Here is a 23,975-nt window from a genome sequence, read left to right as displayed (position 1 = left end):
TTCAGGAATCGCGGGGGACGGCGTTGGCCCGATGAACTTACGCCATCGGGCAACGACGACTGTTTGCGTTAGTTATTGTTTACCGGAGCATCCAATGGATATGGGTTTTTATGGATCCGATTGTAGTTCAGTGCATACAGCGCGGTGATGATCATCAGTGTGACGAATGACCACATCACCTCTTTGGCACCGGAACCGACAACGGCCCAAATGCAGTAAACAAAAGCGATAAAGGTCACCAGTAAGTACATCGGACGCGCTTTACCAAAGTGACCATGGCCGAGCAGCAGCAGCGCGGCGCAGGTGTACAGATACGGCACCAGCGTGAAGATAACGGAGACCGAAGAGACCAGACCAAACTCTTTCGCAGCGTTTGGCGACATGCTGCTGAACTGGAAGATGGTCATCAGAACGCCGACGATAATTAACCCGGCTACCGGCGTACCGGCTTTGTTAACGCGGGCAAAAATCGGTGGGAACAGGCCGTCATCGGCTGCCGCTTTGGCGGTTTGCCCGGCAAGCAGCGTCCAGCCGCCCAAGGAACCCAGGCACCCGGCCGCGGCACAGAAGGAGACAATCGCCCCAGCGGTGTCACCCAGCGCCATGCGTGCGGCATCACCGAACGGGGAGGCTGAAACACGCAGCGCCGCGTTAGGGATCATACCCATAATCGCCGTGGTGGAGAGCACATAGCAAACGGCGGCAATCAGCACGCCGCCCATGGTGGCGATAGGCACGTTACGTTTGGGATTTTTAACCACACCTGCCGCGACGGAGGCGCTTTCCACGCCGATAAATGACCACAAGGTTACGTTCAGAGTGCTTTGAATCGCACCGAAGGTGTTCATGCCGCTGACGTTCCATGCCGCCATATAGGTTTCACCCCGGAACCAGAACCAGCCGAAGACGGCAATACCGACAATTGGCACCAGCGCCAGTACCGTTGCGACGGCCTGTACACGGGTGATCATTTTCGGTCCGACAATGTTCAGCAGCACGAAGATCCACAGCACCACGACGCAGGTCAGCGTCAGGACCAGCGGATCTTTTAAGATGGGGAAGAAGTAGCTCAGGTAACCGACGCCAATAACCACCATGGCGATGTTACCAATCCAGCAAGCCAGCCAGTACAGGACGTTGGTCTGGTAGCCCAAAAAAGGACCGAAACAGCGGCGGGCATAAGCGTAAGAACCACCGGGACTGGAGTCTAAGGACGACATTTTCGCGTACACCATCGACAGCGCCAAAGCACCGATAATAGTGACCAACCATCCGTAGATTGCAATCCCGCCAGTTGACGCAAGGTTTGCGGGTAGCAGGAATACACCGGAACCCATAATATTCCCCGACACCATAAGGGTGACGGGGATTAAGCCCACTTTGTGAGCATCAGCATCCGTCGACATATTTAGTAACTCCTGATAAGGATAAATGACGACTTATCATACCTCTTCAGAAGACTATTTTATGATGGCGGACTGGGGGTATCGCTAATGCTGATATTATTATGGCTTATCGCTAACTGATTAAAAATCAGGCAGCGGATGGCTCCCTATGTTGACTGACATAATGCAGAGGTGTCATCCCATAGAACTCTTTGAATACGGAAATAAAGTACGAGGTACTGTTATATCCGCACAGTTGAGAGACCTGGGAAATGTTTTTGCCATCCATCAATAATTGATTGACGGCATAACGCATGCGACACGTGGTAATTATTTGGCTGTAACTTGTATTTTCACTTTTGAGCTTTTTCTTTAACAAACTGGGGCTCAGGCATAAGCAACTGGCAACCATGCTTAAATTCCAGTCTTTATGTATATCGCTCTCAATAATGTGATAAACGCTGTCGCTGATACGACTGCGTAGTATATGCATGAGCAGAGAAATAAACTTTTTGCTGCCGAGAAAGCGTGATAACACCGTGAACAGTAGCGAGCGCATGCGCACACTTTCACCTTCGTCCATTGTGTCCATTACGCTATATTGGGCAGCCACCCGGAAGACATCCGGCGTCAGACAGACGGCGGTCATCACTGGGTTGGCACTGCGTTGCCAGAGTGGGATCTGTGAAAGGTCTTTATTTAAAAAACGTAGATAGTCTTTAATGATATCACGGCTGATATGTACGACCAGTGCGTTATTAAGTGATGAGAAATCGATAATATTATTATCGCATGCTACCAGCGCCATATGATTAGCTTTTAAGCTGATGGCTTCTTTACCGTTAATCCTTAACCAAACATCCTTCTCCGTTAATACAACAACACAAGCTGCTCTGCTGCAAACCCTCATACCCAAACTCCAGGAATATGAACATAAAACACCGTAGCTCACCATCAGATGAACCATATCGGCTAAATTGAAATTGTATGATGAATCCAGGACCGCATTAAAATAACGTGTCTGAAATTAATTACAATGTTTGGTGGGAATTTTCTTATGTACACTTTTTTTTACGCAAGTGGAAACGTGATATTTGCGTATAAAAAAAGCGCGGGGTGGTCCCGCGCAAAAAGGTATGACAATGTTATTGTTTTGCAGCAATACTCAGGAATTACTCAAGCATGACATGTCTACCTTAAAAATCGGACTATCTATAAAATGACATTATGCTTTCACGCACATGACGTGATATACACCGTCAATAATTTCCGTTCCTTCGGTTTCATGTTCAAATCCAGGGAAGTGGTGGTCCCAGGACTGCAACGAACGTAGATAACTAATCTGCGGGCTATTGGCGTCGCCAAAGTTTTCCCCGGACAGCAGCATTGGAATTCCCGGTGGGTAAGGAATCACGGAATTCGCAGCTATACGACCCGGCAGATTTTCAATGGCCACCATCTCAACGTTATCGCTGACTATCGCGTTATAGGCTTCACGCGGGGTGATTTCAGCAACGGGCAGGCCGGAGTAGGCCGCGTTGAGTCGGCTGCCAGGGTTATTCTCTTTCAGCCAGGCAAACATGGTGTCGCCCAGATCGTGAATGCCCATGTTGGCGTAAGTGTCAGGATGTTCCTCAACCAGTTCTGGCATCACCTGCGCCAGCGGTGTATTGGCATCGTAATGGTGTTTGAATGAGCACAGGGTATTGATCAGCGTGCCCCATTTCCCACGGGTAATCCCCATTGAGAACAGGAACATAATCTGGAAATCGGTGGTACGGGTCGGCACGATACCGTGGCGGCCAAGCCAGGCGGTGACCAGCGCTGCCGGTACGCCGCTCTCTTCCAGTTCGCCATCATCGCCCATCCCCGGCGCCAGAATACTGACTTTGATTGGGTCCAGCATGCTCCAGTTATCCGGCAGGTCTTTAAACCCGTGCCAGGATTCACCCGGACGCATCACCCAGCAGTTCTGGTCAGTGGTCAGGAGTTGAGTTGGCGCATCGGCAAAGTCATAGGTTTTGCCGGTTTGCGGGTCAGTTACCACTTCTTTGTTCCACGGTTTGAAGAACCAGTCGCCTTCGGCGGAAAATTCTTTGTACAAACGCGCCATAGCCTGACGGAAATCGACCGCTTCGTCGATCACTTCCTGAGTGAGCGACAGACCGCTGTTGCCGTCCATCATGGAGACCGCCACGTCGTTTGATGCGCAGATGGCATACAGCGGAGAGGTGGTGGCGTGCATCATGTACGCCTGGTTAAAGCGGGAGAAGTTCACGGCCCCACGACCTTCACGGACGTGAATGTAAGACGCCTGAGAGAGCGCGTTCAGCAGTTTGTGGGTCGAGTGGGTCGCAAAAACGGTAGGACCGTTATGATCGCCCGGCGCGCCACGCATAGCGTAGTGATCGGCATAAATTGGGTTAAAGCGGGCATAGCCGTACCAGGCCTCATCGAAGTGGATGCGATCGCTGGTTTGCGCGAGCAGGTCCTGGGCCTCTTTGGCGTTGTAGCAAACACCGTCATAAGTACAGTTGGTCACAACGCTGTAAGACGGTTTTTGCCCGGCCTTGCCCTTGGTCAGCGGGCTTTCGCTGATTTTTTTCTGCAATGTTTCAGGTTGCATTTCTTGCGGGTAGATAGGGCCGATAATGCCGTACCGGTTGCGACTTGGCACCATGTACACCGGTTTTGCGCCGGTGAGGATCAACCCCTGCTCGATAGATTTGTGGCAGTTACGATCCAGCACCACGACGTCGTTGTCGGTCATACAAGCCTGCATGATGGTGCGGTTAGAGCCGGAAGTCCCGACCACTACGGACCAGGAGCGGTCAGCGCCAAACACGCGGGCGGCATATTTTTCGCTCTCGCCAAATGCGCCGGTATGATCCAGCAGTGAGCCGAGCGATGCGCGTTCAATACCCATGTCGCTACGGAATAAGTTTTCACCGTAGTAATCATGGTAAAAACGACCCGCCGGCGTTTTGGTAAATCCGACACCGCCCTGGTGACCAGGCGCCGCCCAGGAGTATTCATGGATGTCGCCGTACTTCATCAGCGCGCTGAACAGTGGCGGCAGAAGCTGCTGGCGGTAACGGGTCATCGCCGCAACGGCACGTCCGGCGATAAAGTCTGCGGTATCTTCCATAATCCAGGCGAATTCATCGACAAGCTCCAGCAGGTCGCGATCCAGCGATGCGGTGGCTTTTTCGCGATCGCCCAGCAGGAAAACGGGAACGTTTTGCTGGCGCTCGTGGAGCTTGCCGATCAATTGCCTGACGTTCAGGTGCTCGTCTTGTTGTTCCATTTGATAGCTGAACATCAGGCAATCAATGGCTTCATTAGCGGCGAGGATTGCGTAACCATCGTCGAATGAGGTGGACTTAATGACGGTAACATTTTGGCGGCTTAATGCGTCAGCCAGACGTTCGACAGCGCTACCGACCCAGGTGTCCTGATGCAGAAACTCACTTTCAACAATTAATACTTTCATCATCTTTTACCCGGTTGTGGAAAGGTTGCAATTTATGGATTGCAGACACACCGTATGAATGTGACGCAGGCAAGTATTATCCTGACAAAATGGGCTGTAAAGCGGGTGATAAATAGTCTGATTTGTGTTTAATTTGTTTTTAAACAAATGGTTATGTTTGCTTATTGGCGATTTTTCACCGCTGTTTATCGACAGGGGGAATATTTTTTTGGCTGATACTGATATCGGCGAACGATAGGGATCGTAGGCCGGGGTAACGCCGGTGGTTTCTGGCTGCTCAGCCAGCCATTGTTTGCCGGCGCTGCTGGCTCAGTTTGCGGTACTGCTGCGGCGACATGCCGACAAACTTGCTGAAGGTGTCATAAAAACGGCTGCTGGATCGGAATCCGGCGGTCAACGCGACGTCAAGAATGGTTTTATCGGTATCGCTAAGCAATGCGCGGACGTGATTGATCCGCATTGCGGTGATGTACTGCTTCATGGTGAGTTGCATCACGCGCTGGAAAATCCCCATCGCGTAGTTAGCGTTGAGCTTCACGTGTTCCGCGACGTCGTTGATAGTGAGCACCTGATCGTAGTTATCGGCAATAAAACTCAGCATCTGGCTTACGTAAAACTGGGCGTGCCGCGAAACGCTGTTTTTGTGCGTCCGCGAAGTTTTATTGACCAGGATTGGCTGCCAGCCGGAAAGGCTAAACCGCTTGAGCATCAGACCAATTTCATCAATGGCGAGCTGGCGAATTTGCTCGTTCGGGTTGCTCAGCTCCTGTTGCCAGCGCTGAACTTCAAAGGTACTTAGCTGCTGCGATGCCAGCGATTTGATGACCATGCCATGGGTAACGTGGTTGATCAGTTCGCGATCCAGCGGCCAGGAAAGGAAAAGGTGCATCGGTAAATTGAAGATAGCCATGCTTTGGCAACGGCCCGGACGCGTGAGCTGATGCGGCGTACAGGCCCAGAAAAGCGTAATGTGTCCCTGTTTTATCTGCACCACTTCGTTGTTGATGAGGTACTCAACGTCGCCATCAAACGGCACATTAATCTCCACCTGCCCATGCCAGTGGCTGGCAGGCATAGCATGCGGTGAGCGCAGCTCAATATCCATCCGTTGATATTCTGAGTACAGCGACAATGGGCTGCGGGTTTGCTCTTCATCGCTGCTGCACATGTGCGGATCGGGGGGAAGAGGCGATGTCGGTAATGTACTCATGCTTGCTCCATTTCCTGAATTATCAGAATCATGTCATTTGCTGCGCATTAAGGCTGAGAATCAGGACACAAATCGGACCGATATCATTGAGCATAGTGAGATTTTGGGGCCGCATACTCTGCTTTTTGTGCAATTTTGTCCCATAAACTCAGATCCAGTATGGGGCAAAGAGGCGATCTGAGTTTATGGGAATGCTCGCCAGGGAAGTCGGAAGTTTTCATCTATGCGCTGTGCCACCATGACTGTGTTCACTAATGTTCTGGAGAGTCATGATGTCTGCACCCAAAATTACCTTTATCGGCGCCGGTTCCACGATTTTCGTCAAAAATATCCTCGGGGACGTCTTTCATCGTGATGCGCTGAAATCTGCGCATATCGCCTTGATGGACGTCAATCCTACTCGGCTGGAAGAGTCACACATTGTGGTGCGTAAGTTGATGGACTCAGCGGGCGCGTCCGGGCGTATCACCTGCTATACCGATCAAAAAGCGGCATTACAGGATGCTGATTTTGTGGTGGTCGCTTTCCAGATTGGTGGTTATGAACCCTGTACCGTCACCGATTTTGCGGTGTGTAAACGTCATGGTCTGGAGCAGACGATTGCCGATACGCTGGGGCCAGGCGGCATTATGCGCGCGCTGCGCACTATCCCGCATTTATGGCAGATTTGTGAGGATATGACCGAAGTCTGCCCGCAGGCCACCATGCTTAACTACGTTAACCCGATGGCGATGAACACCTGGGCAATGTATGCGCGCTATCCGCATATTAAGCAGGTTGGATTGTGTCACTCGGTGCAAGGGACTGCGGAGGAGCTGGCCCGCGATTTGAATATCGACCCGGCCTCTTTGCGCTATCGCTGCGCCGGGATCAACCATATGGCGTTTTATCTGGAACTTGAGCGTAAAACGGCTGACGGTGCTTATGTAAATCTCTATCCGGAGCTGCTGGCGGCCTATGAATCTGGTCAGGCGCCGAAACCGAATCTTCACGGTAATACCCGTTGTCAGAACATTGTGCGCTATGAAATGTTCAAAAAGCTGGGCTATTTCGTCACTGAGTCGTCGGAGCATTTCGCGGAATATACGCCGTGGTTTATCAAACCAGGGCGTGAGGATCTGATTGAGCGCTATAAGGTTCCACTGGATGAGTATCCAAAACGCTGTGTGGAACAGCTGGCGAACTGGAACAAAGAGCTGGAAGAGTACAAAACGGCGGCGCGGATCGAGATTAAACCGTCACGTGAATATGCCAGCACTATCATGAACGCTATCTGGACCGGTGAACCGAGCGTAGTGTATGGCAACGTTCGCAATGACCATCTGATCGATAACCTGCCGCAAGGCTGTTGCGTGGAGGTGGCTTGCCTGGTCGATGCGAATGGTATCCAGCCAACGAAGGTGGGTACTCTCCCGTCACATTTGGCGGCCATGATGCAAACCAATATCAATGTTCAGACCCTGCTAACGGAAGCCATTCTGACGGAAAATCGCGATCGCGTTTATCACGCGGTGATGATGGATCCGCATACCGCCGCGGTATTGGGGATTGAGGAGATTTATGCGCTGGTGGACGACCTGATCGCGTCTCATGGCGACTGGCTGCCGGCCTGGTTACACCGTTAACACACCATTACGCCGGGCAGAGCATCCGGCGTTTAACCTCTGACGTTTCCTCTAACAGAAGGCGGGCGCTGGTAACGGCGACCCGATACCCTATGAGCATCTCTCTGAAAACAAAACTCAGTTACGGATTTGGAGCGTTTGGTAAGGATTTCGCCATCGGTATTGTGTACATGTACCTGATGTATTACTACACCGACGTGGTGGGATTATCGGTGGGGCTGGTCGGAACGTTGTTCCTGGCGGCAAGGGTCTGGGATGCGGTAAACGATCCCATCATGGGCTGGATTGTGAACGCCACCCGGTCGCGGTGGGGAAAATTTAAACCCTGGATCTTACTTGGTACGCTGGCGAACTCATTGGTGCTTTTTTTGCTTTTTAGCGCACATTTGTTTGAGGGTACTGCGCAAGTCGTATTTGTCTGCGTGACGTATATATTATGGGGAATGACCTACACCATTATGGATATTCCATTCTGGTCGCTGGTACCAACTATTACGCTGGATAAACGCGAGCGTGAACAACTGGTGCCGTTCCCTCGTTTCTTCGCAAGCCTTGCTGGGTTTGTCACCGCGGGGGTAACGCTACCCTTTGTGAGCTATGTTGGCGGGGCCGATCGCGGCTTTGGTTTCCAGATGTTTACGCTGGTGCTGATTGCATTCTTTATCGTTTCTACCGTTGTTACGCTGCGTAATGTGCATGAGGTTTATTCGTCAGATAGTGAGGCAACGGCGGACAGCAGTCGTCTTGGGCTGAAAGCGATCGTTGGGCTCATCTATAAAAACGACCAGTTATCCTGCCTGCTAGGCATGGCGCTGGCTTACAATATTGCCGCCAATATCATTGCAGGCTTTGCCATTTACTATTTTACTTATGTGATTGGCGATGCAAGCCTCTTCCCGTACTACATGTCTTACGCAGGAGCGGCAAACCTGCTGACGCTGATTTTCTTTCCTCGATTGGTAAAAGCGTTGTCACGACGGATCCTGTGGGCTGGGGCATCCGTGCTGCCGGTGCTCAGCTGTATCGTTTTGCTGGTGATGGCGTTAGCCGGTTTCCATAATATCTTACTCATTGTTATTGCTGGTATTTTACTGAATATTGGTTCAGCGCTTTTCTGGGTGTTGCAGGTCATTATGGTGGCGGATACCGTTGATTACGGCGAATACAAACTGAATGTACGTTGTGAAAGTATCGCTTATTCAGTGCAGACGATGGTGGTAAAAGGAGGGTCAGCGTTTGCCGCTTTCTTTATCGCAGTGATACTTGGGGTGATTAATTACGCGCCGAATGTCGCGCAGTCTGCAGAAACCATTGTTGGTATGCAATTCATTATGATCGCGCTACCAGCACTCTTTTTTGTGGTGACCTTAGTCCTTTACTTCCGCTTTTACCGACTGAACGGCGACACGCTGCGCAGGGTCCAGATTCATTTGTTGGATAAGTACCGTAAGGTGCCGCAGCACCATGAGCAACCGGATATCCCTGCTATTGCGATAGTCACCCCAGGTGATGTGAAGGCGTAGCTATGGAATGGCATTCGTGGATTGGGTATTTGGCGGCTAGCCTGACGACGCTCTCATTCTTACCGCAAGCGATTAAGGTCATTACCACCCGCAACACGCAGGGTATCTCCGGTTTAATGTATGTAATGTTTGTGTGTGGGCTGGTGTTGTGGCTGATTTATGGATTATTGATTGAAGATACTGCCGTCAGCATGGCGAACTTTCTGACACTCCTGTTCGCCTTGCCGATTCTGGTTATCAAGTCTCGCAATGGGTAGGGCTGATTGCCGGATAAGCGTCAGCGCTATCCGGCAGTTTTTAACTGTCTGTTGTGCCAGCCCGCCAACACGAGCACCGTGGTTAGCGCACCGAGCAGGGCGCAGAACATATCCGACTGGGTATCCCACGGGTCGCCCTGCGTCCCGAGAAAATCATCCGCTCCCTGACCCATCGCCAGCGCCGCCCACCATTCGATCAGCTCATACATCGCGCTAATCGCCAGCGCCACGCAGCAGACCAAAAATGCCAGCATTTTGCGGCCACGAACTATATTACCGCGCACTAAAATCTCTCTTGCCGTCAGGGCGGGCACCAGACCCTGGAAGAAGTGACCCAGCTTGTCATAGGGGTTACGACTGAGATCCAGCCACTCCTGAACCTGAAAACCGACAGGGACTTTAGCGTAGGTATACATACCGCCGACCATCAGAATGATGGCGTGCAAGAAAATGAGCGTGTAGAGCAATGGCGTCAGCGGGTAGCGCTTCACGGTCGCCAGCAACAGTGGGACGACAATAATGACCGGCGTAACTTCCATCAGCCAGGTGATTTTCTCTGTGGCTGAGATACCGGTGTAGATAAGTATTAGCGCCAGGAGCAGCGCGCCAGAGTGCAAGATTGTGGAGTTCAGTGTGCGGAGCATGGCGAATTCACAAGTAATGGAAAAGGTTACTATTCCCTGTGAGCGGCAAAAATTCAACGCCAGTAAATGGGGGGATAAAGTTGGCCCGGGGGGATCACTGGACTGACGCCAAAAATCTGTTGTCAGTCCAGTGCCGGGCCGAATGGGTTACTTCGCGCAGTTAGCGCATTGTTTGCTGACGATTTGCTGGAAGAAATCGTTGCCTTTGTCATCGACCAGAATGAAAGCCGGGAAATCTTCGACTTCGATTTTCCAGATAGCTTCCATACCCAGCTCAGGGTATTCCACGCATTCCAGATGTTTAATACTCTGCTGCGCAAGTACCGCTGCCGGGCCACCAATGCTACCTAAATAGAAGCCGCCGTGTTTATGGCAGGCGTCTGTCACCTGCTGGCTACGGTTACCTTTTGCCAGCATGATCATGCTGCCGCCGTGAGACTGTAACAGGTCAACATAGGAGTCCATACGACCCGCAGTGGTTGGCCCTAAAGAGCCGGACGGATAACCCGCAGGTGTTTTGGCCGGGCCCGCGTAGTAGATAGGGTGATCTTTCACGTACTGCGGCAGACCTTCGCCGGACTCAATACGTTCTTTTAGCTTCGCGTGGGCAATATCGCGACCGACAATGATGGTGCCGCTCAGCGACAGACGGGTAGAAACCGGATACTGAGAGAGCTGAGCGAGGATCTCTTTCATTGGGCGGTTAAGGTCAACTTTAACCACTTCTCCTTCGCCTGCCTGGCGCAGCGACTCCGGAATGTACTGGGCTGGGTTATGTTCCAGTTTTTCGATCCAGATCCCTTCGCGGTTAATCTTGGCCTTGATGTTACGGTCTGCGGAGCAAGACACACCCATACCAACCGGGCAGGATGCGCCGTGGCGAGGCAGGCGGATCACGCGGATATCGTGCGCGAAGTATTTCCCGCCAAACTGGGCGCCGAGGCCGAGTTTCTGCGCTTCTTCCAGCAGTTCCTGTTCCAGTTGCAGATCGCGGAACGCCTGGCCGTGCGCATTACCTTCAGTCGGCAGTGCGTCATAGTAGTGTGTGCTGGCCAGCTTCACCGTTTTCAGGGTGCTTTCCGCTGACGTGCCGCCAATGACGAATGCAATGTGGTACGGCGGGCATGCTGCGGTACCCAGCGTGCGCATTTTCTCAACCAGGAAGTTTTTCAGTTTGCCGGGGGTGAGCAGCGCTTTGGTTTCCTGATACAGATAGGTTTTGTTCGCTGAACCGCCGCCTTTGGCCACGCACAGGAATTTGTATTCGTCACCATCCACGCTGTACAGGTCGATTTGTGCGGGCAGGTTGGTGCCGGTATTCACTTCTTTGTACATATCCAGCGCTGCGTTTTGCGAGTAGCGCAGGTTATCTTCAATATAGGTATTAAATACGCCCTTGGAGAGTGCCGCTTCGTCGCCGCCACCGGTCCAGACGCGCTGACCTTTTTTACCCATGATAATTGCCGTACCGGTGTCCTGGCAGGTTGGCAATACGCCTTTAGCAGCGATTTCGGAGTTTCTCAGGAACTGCAGCGCTACGTATTTATCGTTTTCGCTGGCTTCGGGATCATGGAGAATTGAGGCGACTTGCTGTTGGTGTTCAGGGCGGAGCATGAAGGAGGCATCGTGGAAGGCTTGTTGGGCCAGTAGCGTAAGTGCTTCAGGGGCTACTTTCAGGATTGTTTCGCCTTCAAACTCGCCGACGCTGACGTGATCGGAGGTCAGCAGGTAGTACTCAGTTTTGTCTTCCCCCAGTGGGAAAGCCGCCTGATAAGTGAATTCAACTTTTGACATTTGCTTCCAGCCTTTTCATTTTTCTCAGGAATTTTAAAATTCTCTGTGTCTTGACGGTGGCGTGCCGTTCCAAAGCGGACGGCACGCGCACTGTAATTACAGGAAACCGTACATTGCGGCGAAGATCCAACCAAAGACACAGGATACGCTCACGCCGATCAACCCAGGTAGAATGAAGCTGTGGTTGATAACGAAACGGCCAATGTGGGTGGTGCCGGAACGGTCAAACTGAATAGCCGCCAGATCGCTCGGGTAAGTCGGCAGAATGTAGTAACCGTAACATGCCGGAGCGGAAGCAACGATGTACGCTGGATCAACCCCAATTGCCAGTGCGACCGGAACAATCGCCGCCAGCGCCGCAGCCTGGGAGTTTACAAATTTGGAAACCAACAGCAGAACAATTGCATAGGCCCACGGATACTCTTTCACCATATTGCCCAGCACACCTTCGATTTCCGTCATGTGCGCGCCGAACATTGTTTCGGCCATCCAGGCAATACCGTACACCGCCACAATCGCGATCATACCGGAACGGAAGACTTCGTTTTTAGATATTGAAGCGGGATTGGTCTTCGTCAGGATAATAATCAGCGCACCGGTCAGCAGCATGAACATCTGGATAACCAGTACCATTGACAGCGGTTTGCCGCTGAAGGTAGGGCGCAGCTCAGAGAACGCGCCGAGCACGGCAACAACGGCGATAGCGGCAAGGAAGATCCACATGGCCAGCCAGTTGCTTTTCGGCAGCTTTTTGTCTAACAGTGTGGCGGTATCGCCATAAACGTAGTTGTGGTTTTCAGGGACGGAAATAAACTTCTGGAACTCTTCATCTTTATCCAGATCTTTACCGCGGAACCAACTGAAGATACCGATCGCCAGGATACCCAACAGGGTAGACGGGATAGTGATGCTGAGCAGGTCGAGGAATTCAAGATGCTTGCCTTCAAACGTTACGTTACCCAGCATTGCGACCAGTGATACAACGGCCACGGACACCGGGCTGGCGATAATCCCCATCTGCGCACCGATAGAACTCGCCGCCATCGGACGTTCCGGGCGAATATTGTTCTTAATGGCAACGTCATAAATGATTGGCAGGATGGTGTAGACCACGTGGCCTGTACCGCAGAGAATCGTCAGGGTGCAGGTAACGAACGGGGCGACGATGGAAACGTATTTTGGGTTACGGCGCAGCAGCTTTTCAGCGATTTGCAGCATAACGTCAAGGCCGCCGGAGGCTTGCAAGGTTGCCGATGCGGCCACCACGGCAATAATAACCAGCATTACATCTACAGGTGGTTTACCCGGCTGGAGATGGAAAACGAAAACCAGAATGACCAGGCCGATACCGCCTAATAAACCCAGCGCGATACCGCCCTTTCTGGCACCATAAAACAAACATATTAATATTATAAGAAGTTGTATACTAAATAACATTTTATTTACCCTCGCGAAAAAACCAGTCAATTTTTTGAAAAATGGATCTGTGCCACATTCTTTTTTGCCGGAATAGGCATCAAAAAATGGTCAGTATTCGATATGTCCGTATTTGCGATTAATGTTCAAATGTCTTGCTAGAATGTTTTTTTAACGTTATGGCGATATTTAGCTTTTTTCTGTGGCTTTGATCAGAGGAGAGAATCCTCAGGCGATGGGAAGCAGAGCTGGACATGGAGAGCTGCGGTTGACGCTGTAATTTATCTGTTTTGCGTTTTCCGCTATTTCGTGAACCACCGACAGAATGGGTGAGTAGGTTATTTGTGTGATCACGCTCACGCCATTTCATAATGTGATGAGGTTGGCGTGCGGATACTTTTATTTGCTCACAAAAATGTACGGTGTCCATGGTACGTAGCATGGTCTCCATTGCTACCAGTCTAGATTTTGTATGTCTGGTTAATTTCAGACTAATCCTTTATGGGTAAAAATACACACTCTGCGAGACAGATAATACTTAATTAACTTTTGTTAGCGATTTTGAAATTAAAAACAGTGTGACGTTAATCAATATTAAAATAATACATTTAACATGCTGGATACAAATATATTTGATCTAACGCAAATTTATAATTCTGCAGCATGATTCAGAAAAGAAGGGATTTTTCATTATTTTAATAATTGTTACTTTCAAATAACAAATAATCCCAAATTGTTTTTATTGGCAATATTGTTTTAGTAATGAGTAATGTTCAGCCTGAACGCGGTAACGATAAACCGGTCTACCGGTTACGCCATAATGGATGCTGGTAAATAGGATGTGACAATTGACGAGCCAGATAAGATATTTACGGCAAGAAACGCGCGAGATATTGACCTCGTTGGCCAGTTCATCGGTGGAGAATTCCTGATCCTGATGCTCATCAATCCACTGGCACAGCGTGCGTAACGTTTGTGGCGTTAATCCTTTAGGTAAGCGCCGCGCTTCCTGTTCATTGGAGGAGCTGCCGTGAATCAACTGGTCAAGCTCAGACTGTTCATAGTACTGATGCTTTTCCATCTCGGTTTTCTTCTGTAGCCAGCCGGTCAGCGCCTCTTCAAAACGGGACGCCTGGAACGGTTTGATCAGGTAGTCAACGACACCATAGTGGAGAGAGTCTTTGATGGTGGTCGCGTCAGCGGCGGAAGAGATGACAATAACATCACACTTGCAACCTTCGCTGTGCAATACAGGCAACAGATCCAGACCGTTTTCTTTTTGCATATAAATATCAAGCAAAATCAAATCGATATGATTACCGCTATGAAAGATTATCTCTTTTGCTTTCTCCAGCGTGGAGGCTGTGCCGCAGCAATGAAAACCGGAGAGTTGCGCGACATAACGGCGGTTTAATTCCGCTACCATTGCATCGTCATCGACAATTAAGACATTGATCATCTGCTGGCCCTCTCACCATTCCACGGTAACTGTACAAAAAATTGGGTGAAGATCCCAGGTTCAGACTCGACGGAAATATTGCCGCCAACGTTTTCAACCTGTTGTTTAACAAGCGCTAAACCAACGCCCCGTTCGGTTCCTTTTGACGAAACGCCTTTCTCAAAGATGTGCTCAATGTGTTCGGGAGCAATCCCCGGACCATCGTCATTCACTTCGCAATGCAACCAGCCGTGTCGATAATGCAAGGATACGCTGATCTCGCCACCAGGTTCTTGACCTAGCGCCTCCAGGGCGTTTTCAATTAAATTCCCCAGAACGGTAATCAGCACAGCCACCTGATCTTCGTTGCTGTTTTCCGGCAACTGGCTTTCATTGCTGATCACCAGGCTATGGCCTAAATCAGATGTGCGATTAATCTTACTGAGTAAAAATCCTGCGATCACCGGGGATTTTATTTTTCCTAACAGTGAGCCAATCTCTTCCTGATAACTGTTTGCGGTCTTCAGGATGTAATTTTCAAGCTGCTTATAACTTTTCAGATGCAATAATCCCAGAATCACGTGCAATTTATTCATGAATTCGTGGGATCGTTCACGAAGTGCGTCGGCATAGTTGACCATGCCGTCCAGTCGTTGCATTAATTTTCGGACTTCAGTCTTATCTCTGAATGTTGAAATGGCCCCGATGATTTTACCGTTGCTGAGTACCGGAACCGTGTTAATTAAGAGTAGCCGATCCTTCACCATGATCTCTTCATCGCGACGCGGCGTTCCGTCATGCAGTACCTGTGAAAAATCGACCACTTTTGACCATGCGTGGCTGAGCGTGGAGAGCTGGGCATCGTCTTGCGATTTGTGGTAATCCAGCAGCTCTTGTGCCGCCTGGTTTATCAGCGTCACTTCACCGCACTCGTCAACGGCAATGACGCCTTCCTTTATAGAGTGCAGCATCGCCTGGCGTTGTTCGAACAGATTGGAGATTTCATAAGGCTCCAGACCAAACAGAATACGCTTGAGGACTTTGACAAATACCCATGTGCCAAGCAACCCAACCAGCACGCCAAATAAGATGGACCAAAAGATGCTGCCACGGCTGTTATTGATCTGCTCAGTCACCCTGCTTAGCTCAAGGCCGATCGACACGACGCCTATCTGCCGGTGATGCTTGTCATAAATAGGGGTAAATACGCGCAGGGCTTGCGCCAGAAATCCGCGATTAATGGCGACATTCTCTTTCCCTTGCAGGGCCAGCAAAATGTCATCGCCTTTAAACGGCTGACCGATTCGCTGCGCTTCGGGATGGGAGTAACGAATGCTTTGCATATCGGTGACGACGATGAACAAAAAATCGTTGCTCTTATTCACCGCCTGGGCAATCGCCTGAATACCGCTTTCCTCGGGCTTTTTCATTAGCCCCTGGCGGATCTCCGGGGAGTTTGCCAGCGTTCGTGCGACCGCAAGCGCTTTACCTGCTAATGCATCGCGCGTCATGTTGCTGATTTGCGAGAAATAAATCAGATGAACGACAAGCAGTACGGAGAAGAGTACCGCACTGACCATGAGGATCACGGTAGTGCCGAGCTTCATTGGGCGTTTGCGTATAGCAGTACGTTGCAGAGAGTGTCTCATCACGGTCCTGGAATCACGGTTTGTATGGGTATTATCGCCTGATGGGATGCGTAATTCAAAGGTGGTAGGGATGATGGGGCATGGGCTGCCTGTGCTTTTCTTCTATATATTGCGTAGAGCGAGTCTCTTTTTATATAGAGATTTCCTTATCTGCTTTCACTTCTTTCAGGGAGGCTGACCACTATTTTGCTTACGATTGTGGATAACTCTGTGTGTAAATGGGTATAAGGCGGGGTTTTGCTGTGGAATGCAGCGGTCAGTCATTTTTCTGCAATTTAAGGGTTGCGGGCCGCGGGAAACTCCCTATAATGCGCCTCCATCGACACGGCAGATGTGAATCACTTCACACAAACAGCCGGTTCGGTTGAAGAGAAAAACCTGAAAATGAGGGTTGACTCTGAAAGAGGAAAGCGTAATATACGCCACCTCGCGACAGAGCGCTAAAGCGCGTCGCAACTGCTCTTTAACAATTTATCAGACAATCTGTGTGGGCACTCGAAGATACGGATTCTTAACGTCGCAAGACGAAAAATGAATACCAAGTCTCTGAGTGAACACGTAATTCATTACGAAGTTTAATTCACGAGCATCAAACTTAAATTGAAGAGTTTGATCATGGCTCAGATTGAACGCTGGCGGCAGGCCTAACACATGCAAGTCGAACGGTAGCACAGAGGAGCTTGCTCCTTGGGTGACGAGTGGCGGACGGGTGAGTAATGTCTGGGAAACTGCCCGATGGAGGGGGATAACTACTGGAAACGGTAGCTAATACCGCATAACGTCGCAAGACCAAAGAGGGGGACCTTCGGGCCTCTTGCCATCGGATGTGCCCAGATGGGATTAGCTAGTAGGTGGGGTAACGGCTCACCTAGGCGACGATCCCTAGCTGGTCTGAGAGGATGACCAGCCACACTGGAACTGAGACACGGTCCAGACTCCTACGGGAGGCAGCAGTGGGGAATATTGCACAATGGGCGCAAGCCTGATGCAGCCATGCCGCGTGTATGAAGAAGGCCTTCGGGTTGTAAAGTACTTTCAGCGAGGAGGAAGGTGTTGTGGTTAATAACTGCAGCAATTGACGTTACTCGCAGAAGAAGCACCGGCTAACTCCGTGCCAGCAGCCGCGGTAATACGGAGGGTGCAAGCGTTAATCGGAATTACTGGGCGTAAAGCGCACGCAGGCGGTCTGTCAAGTCGGATGTGAAATCCCCGGGCTCAACCTGGGAACTGCATCCGAAACTGGCAGGCTAGAGTCTTGTAGAGGGGGGTAGAATTCCAGGTGTAGCGGTGAAATGCGTAGAGATCTGGAGGAATACCGGTGGCGAAGGCGGCCCCCTGGACAAAGACTGACGCTCAGGTGCGAAAGCGTGGGGAGCAAACAGGATTAGATACCCTGGTAGTCCACGCCGTAAACGATGTCGACTTGGAGGTTGTGCCCTTGAGGCGTGGCTTCCGGAGCTAACGCGTTAAGTCGACCGCCTGGGGAGTACGGCCGCAAGGTTAAAACTCAAATGAATTGACGGGGGCCCGCACAAGCGGTGGAGCATGTGGTTTAATTCGATGCAACGCGAAGAACCTTACCTACTCTTGACATCCAGAGAAGTTTGCAGAGATGCGAACGTGCCTTCGGGAACTCTGAGACAGGTGCTGCATGGCTGTCGTCAGCTCGTGTTGTGAAATGTTGGGTTAAGTCCCGCAACGAGCGCAACCCTTATCCTTTGTTGCCAGCGGTCCGGCCGGGAACTCAAAGGAGACTGCCAGTGATAAACTGGAGGAAGGTGGGGATGACGTCAAGTCATCATGGCCCTTACGAGTAGGGCTACACACGTGCTACAATGGCATATACAAAGAGAAGCGACCTCGCGAGAGCAAGCGGACCTCATAAAGTATGTCGTAGTCCGGATTGGAGTCTGCAACTCGACTCCATGAAGTCGGAATCGCTAGTAATCGTGGATCAGAATGCCACGGTGAATACGTTCCCGGGCCTTGTACACACCGCCCGTCACACCATGGGAGTGGGTTGCAAAAGAAGTAGGTAGCTTAACCTTCGGGAGGGCGCTTACCACTTTGTGATTCATGACTGGGGTGAAGTCGTAACAAGGTAACCGTAGGGGAACCTGCGGTTGGATCACCTCCTTACCTTAAAGAAACGTTCTTTGTAGTGCTCACACAGATTGTCTGATGAAAAGTAAATAGCAAGGCGTCTTGCGATTGAGACTTCAGTGTCCCCTTCGTCTAGAGGCCCAGGACACCGCCCTTTCACGGCGGTAACAGGGGTTCGAATCCCCTAGGGGACGCCACTTGCTGGTATGTGTGAGTGAAAGTCGCCGACCGAAGTATCTCAAAACAGACTTTCGAGTCTTGTTTGAGATATTTGCTCTTTAAAAATCTGGATCAAGCTGAAAATTGAAACGACACACTGTTTCATTTCTCCGTAAACAAGAAATGAAAAGCGGTGTGTTCGAGTCTCTCAAATTTTCGCAACACTGAAGTGTTTTACGAAACATCTTCGGGTTGTGAGGTTAAGCGACTAAGCGTACACGGTGGATGCCCTGGCAGTCAGAGGCGATGAAGGACGTGCTAATCTGCGATAAGCGTCGGTAAGGTGATATGAACCGTTATAACCGGCGATTTCCGAATGGGGAAACCCAGTGTGATTCGTCACACTATCATTACGTGAATACATAGCGTAATGAAGCGAACCGGGGGAACTGAAACATCTAAGTACCCCGAGGAAAAGAAATCAACCGAGATTCCCCCAGTAGCGGCGAGCGAACGGGGAGCAGCCCAGAGTCTGAATCAGCATGTGTGGTAGTGGAACGGTCTGGAAAGTCCGGCGATACAGGGTGACAGCCCCGTACACAAAAGTGCATGTGTTGTGAACTCGAAGAGTAGGGCGGGACACGTGGTATCCTGTCTGAATATGGGGGGACCATCCTCCAAGGCTAAATACTCCTGACTGACCGATAGTGAACCAGTACCGTGAGGGAAAGGCGAAAAGAACCCCGGCGAGGGGAGTGAAAAAGAACCTGAAACCGTGTACGTACAAGCAGTGGGAGCCTCTTTATGGGGTGACTGCGTACCTTTTGTATAATGGGTCAGCGACTTATATTCTGTAGCAAGGTTAACCGAATAGGGGAGCCGAAGGGAAACCGAGTCTTAACTGGGCGTTAAGTTGCAGGGTATAGACCCGAAACCCGGTGATCTAGCCATGGGCAGGTTGAAGGTTGGGTAACACTAACTGGAGGACCGAACCGACTAATGTTGAAAAATTAGCGGATGACTTGTGGCTGGGGGTGAAAGGCCAATCAAACCGGGAGATAGCTGGTTCTCCCCGAAAGCTATTTAGGTAGCGCCTCGTGAACTCATCTTCGGGGGTAGAGCACTGTTTCGGCTAGGGGGTCATCCCGACTTACCAACCCGATGCAAACTGCGAATACCGAAGAATGTTATCACGGGAGACACACGGCGGGTGCTAACGTCCGTCGTGAAGAGGGAAACAACCCAGACCGCCAGCTAAGGTCCCAAAGTCATGGTTAAGTGGGAAACGATGTGGGAAGGCACAGACAGCCAGGATGTTGGCTTAGAAGCAGCCATCATTTAAAGAAAGCGTAATAGCTCACTGGTCGAGTCGGCCTGCGCGGAAGATGTAACGGGGCTAAACCATGCACCGAAGCTGCGGCAGCGACACTATGTGTTGTTGGGTAGGGGAGCGTTCTGTAAGCCGTTGAAGGTGTGCTGTGAGGCATGCTGGAGGTATCAGAAGTGCGAATGCTGACATAAGTAACGATAATGCGGGTGAAAAACCCGCACGCCGGAAGACCAAGGGTTCCTGTCCAACGTTAATCGGGGCAGGGTGAGTCGACCCCTAAGGCGAGGCCGAAAGGCGTAGTCGATGGGAAACAGGTTAATATTCCTGTACTTGGTGTTACTGCGAAGGGGGGACGGAGAAGGCTATGTTAGCCGGGCGACGGTTGTCCCGGTTTAAGCATGTAGGCGGAGATTCCAGGTAAATCCGGAGTCTTGTTAACGCTGAGGTGTGATGACGAGGCACTACGGTGCTGAAGTAACAAATGCCCTGCTTCCAGGAAAAGCCTCTAAGCATCAGGTAACACAAAATCGTACCCCAAACCGACACAGGTGGTCAGGTAGAGAATACCAAGGCGCTTGAGAGAACTCGGGTGAAGGAACTAGGCAAAATGGTGCCGTAACTTCGGGAGAAGGCACGCTGATATGTAGGTGAAGTGATTTACTCATGGAGCTGAAATCAGTCGAAGATACCAGCTGGCTGCAACTGTTTATTAAAAACACAGCACTGTGCAAACACGAAAGTGGACGTATACGGTGTGACGCCTGCCCGGTGCCGGAAGGTTAATTGATGGGGTTATCCGTAAGGAGAAGCTCTTGATCGAAGCCCCGGTAAACGGCGGCCGTAACTATAACGGTCCTAAGGTAGCGAAATTCCTTGTCGGGTAAGTTCCGACCTGCACGAATGGCGTAATGATGGCCAGGCTGTCTCCACCCGAGACTCAGTGAAATTGAACTCGCTGTGAAGATGCAGTGTACCCGCGGCAAGACGGAAAGACCCCGTGAACCTTTACTATAGCTTGACACTGAACACTGGTCCTTGATGTGTAGGATAGGTGGGAGGCTTTGAAGTGTGGACGCCAGTCTGCATGGAGCCAACCTTGAAATACCACCCTTTAATGGCTGGTGTTCTAACGTAGACCCGTGATCCGGGTTGCGGACAGTGTCTGGTGGGTAGTTTGACTGGGGCGGTCTCCTCCTAAAGAGTAACGGAGGAGCACGAAGGTTAGCTAATCCTGGTCGGACATCAGGAGGTTAGTGCAAAGGCATAAGCTAGCTTGACTGCGAGAGTGACGGCTCGAGCAGGTGCGAAAGCAGGTCTTAGTGATCCGGTGGTTCTGAATGGAAGGGCCATCGCTCAACGGATAAAAGGTACTCCGGGGATAACAGGCTGATACCGCCCAAGAGTTCATATCGACGGCGGTGTTTGGCACCTCGATGTCGGCTCATCACATCCTGGGGCTGAAGTAGGTCCCAAGGGTATGGCTGTTCGCCATTTAAAGTGGTACGCGAGCTGGGTTTAGAACGTCGTGAGACAGTTCGGTCCCTATCTGCCGTGGGCGCTGGAGAATTGAGGGGGGCTGCTCCTAGTACGAGAGGACCGGAGTGGACGCATCACTGGTGTTCGGGTTGTCATGCCAATGGCATTGCCCGGTAGCTAAATGCGGAAGAGATAAGTGCTGAAAGCATCTAAGCACGAAACTTGCCCCGAGATGAGTTCTCCCTGACCCTTTAAGGGTCCTGAAGGAACGTTGAAGACGACGACGTTGATAGGTCGGGTGTGTAAGCGTAGCGATACGTTGAGCTAACCGATACTAATGAACCGTGAGGCTTAACCTTACAACGCCGAAGATGTTTTGGCGGATGAGACATCGAAATTCAGCTTGATTACAGATGACATCGACAGACCCGAGAGGTGTGTTGATAAACAGAATTTGCCTGGCGGCTGTAGCGCGGTGGTCCCACCTGACCCCATGCCGAACTCAGAAGTGAAACGCCGTAGCGCCGATGGTAGTGTGGGGTCTCCCCATGCGAGAGTAGGGAACTGCCAGGCATCAAATAAAAGCGAAAGGCCCGGTCGAAAGACCGGGCCTTTTGTTTTATCTGTGGTCTGTCGGTGAGTGCTCTCCTGAGGAGGACAAATCCGCCGGGAGCGGATTTGAACGTTGCGCAGCAACGGCCCGGAGGGTGGCGGGCAGGACGCCCGCCATAAACTGCCAGGCATCAAACAAGTGAAGAAGCCCATCCTGCCGGATGGGCTTTTTTTGCGTCTGCAGGGAGTGAGAACTGCCGGATGCAGCGTACCATTTTATCGTAAGCGTTAAGTGAGCGCCGTATTGACGATTATTTATTGGTGAGCTCTACGTTCCATGGCAGTAGTTCAGCCACTTTATTGCTGGGCCATTCCGGCAGTACGCTCAGGATATGGCGGAGGTAGGTTTCCGGATCGATGCCATTGAGCCTGCACGTCCCGATCAGACCATACAGCAGGGCTCCTCGCTCACCGCCGTGGTCGCTGCCGAAGAAGATAAAATTCTTTTTCCCAAGGCAGACAGCACGAAGGGCTCGTTCGGCAGCGTTGTTATCAGGCTCTGCCAGACCATCATCACAGTAGTAGCACAGCGCATCCCACTGGTTCAGGGCATAAGCGAACGCCTCGCCCAGCCGGGATTTTTTCGACAGCGTGGCGCTTTTCTCCACCAACCAGTCATGCAGGGATATCAGCAGCGGCTTACTCCGGGATTGCCTGGTTGCCAGCCGCTCAGTTGCAGGGAGGCCGCGTATTTCCTCTTCTACCGCGTACAGCTCACCGATACGTTTCAGGGCTTCCCCGGCGGTGGCCGTCTGAGTACTTATATAGACGTCGTGGATTTTTCGACGCGCGTGGGCCCAGCATGCAGCTTCTGTTAGCGGGCCACCGTTACGCTCTGCGCTGAACAACCTGTCGTACCCTGCGAAGGCATCGGCCTGCAGTACGCCATGATAATGGCGAAGATGCTGCTGAGGATGTTTCCCCTGTCGGTCAGGGGAGAAGGCGAACCACGCCGCTGGCGGGTCTGACGATCCAGCGCTTCGGTCATCACGCACATACGTCCAGATGCGCCCGGTTTTCGTCTTCTTCCTCCCCGGTGCCAGTACCGGCACCGGGGTATCGTCCGTATGCAGTTTGCGGCAGTCCATCACGTAACGATAAAGGGCTTCATCCAACGGTGCCATCAACCGGCAACACGCATCCACCCAGTTGGAGAGCAGAGCCCGGCTCAGATCCACGCCCTGGCGGGCAAAGATTTCGCACTGGCGATAGAGCGGCAGGTGCTCGCAGTATTTGGCCGTTAACACGCGGGCCAGCAGACCCGGCCCGGCGATACCCCGATCGATGGGGCGTGATGGTGCCGACGCTTCAACGATGCAGTCGCATCGGGTGCAGGCCTTTTTCACCCTGACCGTGCGGAGCACTTTCAGGGCGCTGGAGACCAGCTCCAGCTGCTCTGCGCTGACTTCGCTGAGGTATGCCATATCGCTGCCGCAGTCCGGACAACAGGTTTCGGGCTCCAGCCTGTTTATTTCGCGTGGAAGATGGTCAGGCAGAGGACGACGATGGCGCGACTGGCGAAGCTGACGCGGAACCTGCTGATCGTTATCCCGGCCGTTGTAACGATCGCTTTGCTGCTCCTGCTGTTTCAGCAGGGCTTCGGCTTCTTCAACCTGCCGGCGCAGCTTTTCAGAACGGGTACCGAACAGCATCCGCCGTAGTTTTTCTATCTGCGCCCGCAGATGCTCTATTTCGCGCTCTTCGTTCTCTATTTTCTCTTCAGCGCGCGCCAGCGCTGAACGCAGGAACGACTCAGTCTCAGCAACGAGACTAAGCTGACTGTCTTTCTGGCGAAGCGCGTCTTCCAGCGCGGCGATACGGGCGAGATAGTCCTGACTCATGACCCCATTTATAATGCGGT

The 23,975-nt window shown here is 51.5% G+C and carries 14 protein-coding genes, 1 tRNA gene and 3 rRNA genes; 7 read left to right on the top strand and 11 right to left on the bottom strand.

What is annotated here, in order from left to right:
- Positions 1-68 precede the first annotated feature (68 nt).
- The 4 genes from adiC to melR form a co-directional block, all read right to left on the bottom strand.
- A complete protein-coding gene (gene adiC, locus HV037_RS22210) occupies positions 69-1,406 on the bottom strand; it encodes an arginine/agmatine antiporter (RefSeq protein WP_016155410.1) in 1,338 nt (445 codons plus the stop codon).
- 127 nt (positions 1,407-1,533) lie between these two features.
- Positions 1,534-2,295 carry an AraC family transcriptional regulator gene (locus HV037_RS22205; RefSeq protein WP_047416011.1) on the bottom strand — a complete coding sequence of 254 codons (762 nt, stop codon included), beginning with the start codon at positions 2,293-2,295 and terminating at the stop codon, positions 1,534-1,536.
- Positions 2,296-2,610: 315 nt separating this feature from the next.
- The gene (gene adiA / locus HV037_RS22200) at positions 2,611-4,878 is read right to left on the bottom strand and encodes an arginine decarboxylase (protein ID WP_016155412.1); all 2,268 of its coding nucleotides are present in this window, start codon (positions 4,876-4,878) and stop codon (positions 2,611-2,613) included.
- 277 nt (positions 4,879-5,155) lie between these two features.
- Complete coding sequence (gene melR, locus HV037_RS22195) at positions 5,156-6,088, bottom strand: transcriptional regulator MelR (protein WP_047499581.1); 933 nt, start codon at positions 6,086-6,088, stop codon at positions 5,156-5,158.
- Positions 6,089-6,357: 269 nt separating this feature from the next.
- On the opposite strand from melR, the gene melA reads away from it, so the two are divergent.
- The 3 genes from melA (at position 6,358) to HV037_RS22180 (ending at position 9,493) form a co-directional block, all read left to right on the top strand.
- Positions 6,358-7,713 carry an alpha-galactosidase gene (gene melA, locus HV037_RS22190; protein WP_103284307.1) on the top strand — a complete coding sequence of 452 codons (1,356 nt, stop codon included), beginning with the start codon at positions 6,358-6,360 and terminating at the stop codon, positions 7,711-7,713.
- 92 nt (positions 7,714-7,805) lie between these two features.
- Entirely contained in the window at positions 7,806-9,236 is a 1,431-nt protein-coding gene (melB, locus tag HV037_RS22185) for a melibiose:sodium transporter MelB (RefSeq protein WP_053389820.1), read from the top strand.
- Positions 9,237-9,238: 2 nt separating this feature from the next.
- Complete coding sequence (locus HV037_RS22180) at positions 9,239-9,493, top strand: SemiSWEET transporter (RefSeq protein ID WP_016155416.1); 255 nt, start codon at positions 9,239-9,241, stop codon at positions 9,491-9,493.
- A 26-nt stretch (positions 9,494-9,519) separates the two neighbouring features.
- Here HV037_RS22180 and HV037_RS22175 read toward each other — a convergent pair whose 3' ends face one another.
- The 6 genes from HV037_RS22175 to HV037_RS22150 all read right to left on the bottom strand — a co-directional run bounded on the left by HV037_RS22175 (position 9,520) and on the right by HV037_RS22150 (position 16,434).
- Positions 9,520-10,137, bottom strand: coding sequence for a DUF2238 domain-containing protein (locus HV037_RS22175; protein WP_019077832.1), 618 nt, complete (start codon positions 10,135-10,137; stop codon positions 9,520-9,522).
- A gap of 147 nt (positions 10,138-10,284) precedes the next feature.
- Positions 10,285-11,931, bottom strand: coding sequence for a class I fumarate hydratase FumA (fumA, locus tag HV037_RS22170; RefSeq protein ID WP_016155418.1), 1,647 nt, complete (start codon positions 11,929-11,931; stop codon positions 10,285-10,287).
- 96 nt (positions 11,932-12,027) lie between these two features.
- Positions 12,028-13,368 (bottom strand): anaerobic C4-dicarboxylate transporter DcuB, encoded by a 1,341-nt coding sequence (gene dcuB / locus HV037_RS22165; protein ID WP_003031873.1) that lies wholly within the window; start codon positions 13,366-13,368, stop codon positions 12,028-12,030.
- A 118-nt stretch (positions 13,369-13,486) separates the two neighbouring features.
- Complete coding sequence (locus HV037_RS22160; protein WP_131341598.1) at positions 13,487-13,789, bottom strand: hypothetical protein; 303 nt, start codon at positions 13,787-13,789, stop codon at positions 13,487-13,489.
- A 297-nt stretch (positions 13,790-14,086) separates the two neighbouring features.
- Positions 14,087-14,806: a two-component system response regulator DcuR gene (gene dcuR / locus HV037_RS22155; protein ID WP_016155419.1), complete on the bottom strand. Its 720-nt coding sequence runs from the start codon at positions 14,804-14,806 to the stop codon at positions 14,087-14,089.
- Positions 14,803-16,434: a sensor histidine kinase gene (locus HV037_RS22150; RefSeq protein WP_103284306.1), complete on the bottom strand. Its 1,632-nt coding sequence runs from the start codon at positions 16,432-16,434 to the stop codon at positions 14,803-14,805. The genes dcuR and HV037_RS22150 overlap by 4 nt, the downstream gene beginning before the upstream one ends.
- A gap of 597 nt (positions 16,435-17,031) precedes the next feature.
- Between HV037_RS22150 and HV037_RS22145 the strand changes: the two genes are divergently transcribed.
- The 4 genes from HV037_RS22145 to rrf all read left to right on the top strand — a co-directional run bounded on the left by HV037_RS22145 (position 17,032) and on the right by rrf (position 22,075).
- Positions 17,032-18,573 (top strand): 16S ribosomal RNA (locus tag HV037_RS22145).
- An 85-nt stretch (positions 18,574-18,658) separates the two neighbouring features.
- Positions 18,659-18,734 (top strand) — tRNA-Glu (locus HV037_RS22140).
- Positions 18,735-18,954: 220 nt separating this feature from the next.
- A 23S ribosomal RNA gene (locus HV037_RS22135) occupies positions 18,955-21,861 on the top strand.
- Positions 21,862-21,959: 98 nt separating this feature from the next.
- A 5S ribosomal RNA gene (rrf, locus tag HV037_RS22130) occupies positions 21,960-22,075 on the top strand.
- The 16S, 23S and 5S rRNA genes sit together here with 1 tRNA gene alongside, the layout of an rRNA operon.
- A 290-nt stretch (positions 22,076-22,365) precedes the next feature.
- Here rrf and HV037_RS22125 read toward each other — a convergent pair.
- Positions 22,366-23,955, bottom strand: a complete 1,590-nt coding sequence (locus HV037_RS22125; protein ID WP_038423659.1) for an IS66 family transposase — start codon at positions 23,953-23,955, stop codon at positions 22,366-22,368.
- Between the last annotated feature and the right edge of the window lie 20 nt (positions 23,956-23,975).

Source organism: Citrobacter sp. RHBSTW-00017, assembly GCF_013797615.1.
In the GTDB taxonomy this organism is placed as follows: Bacteria; Pseudomonadota; Gammaproteobacteria; order Enterobacterales; family Enterobacteriaceae; genus Citrobacter; species Citrobacter braakii.
This window is presented reverse-complemented; position numbering and strand designations above follow the sequence as displayed.

Coding starts and splice junctions, on each gene's coding strand:
- fumA (WP_016155418.1), bottom strand. CDS start 11,931: ATGTCAAAAGTTGAATTCACTTATCAGGCGGCTTTCCCACTGGGGGAA.
- adiA (WP_016155412.1), bottom strand. CDS start 4,878: ATGAAAGTATTAATTGTTGAAAGTGAGTTTCTGCATCAGGACACCTGG.
- melB (WP_053389820.1), top strand. CDS start 7,806: ATGAGCATCTCTCTGAAAACAAAACTCAGTTACGGATTTGGAGCGTTT.
- HV037_RS22180 (WP_016155416.1), top strand. CDS start 9,239: ATGGAATGGCATTCGTGGATTGGGTATTTGGCGGCTAGCCTGACGACG.
- adiC (WP_016155410.1), bottom strand. CDS start 1,406: ATGTCGACGGATGCTGATGCTCACAAAGTGGGCTTAATCCCCGTCACC.
- HV037_RS22150 (WP_103284306.1), bottom strand. CDS start 16,434: ATGAGACACTCTCTGCAACGTACTGCTATACGCAAACGCCCAATGAAG.
- melR (WP_047499581.1), bottom strand. CDS start 6,088: ATGAGTACATTACCGACATCGCCTCTTCCCCCCGATCCGCACATGTGC.
- HV037_RS22175 (WP_019077832.1), bottom strand. CDS start 10,137: ATGCTCCGCACACTGAACTCCACAATCTTGCACTCTGGCGCGCTGCTC.
- HV037_RS22205 (WP_047416011.1), bottom strand. CDS start 2,295: ATGAGGGTTTGCAGCAGAGCAGCTTGTGTTGTTGTATTAACGGAGAAG.
- dcuB (WP_003031873.1), bottom strand. CDS start 13,368: ATGTTATTTAGTATACAACTTCTTATAATATTAATATGTTTGTTTTAT.
- dcuR (WP_016155419.1), bottom strand. CDS start 14,806: ATGATCAATGTCTTAATTGTCGATGACGATGCAATGGTAGCGGAATTA.
- melA (WP_103284307.1), top strand. CDS start 6,358: ATGATGTCTGCACCCAAAATTACCTTTATCGGCGCCGGTTCCACGATT.
- HV037_RS22125 (WP_038423659.1), bottom strand. CDS start 23,955: ATGAGTCAGGACTATCTCGCCCGTATCGCCGCGCTGGAAGACGCGCTT.
- HV037_RS22160 (WP_131341598.1), bottom strand. CDS start 13,789: ATGCTACGTACCATGGACACCGTACATTTTTGTGAGCAAATAAAAGTA.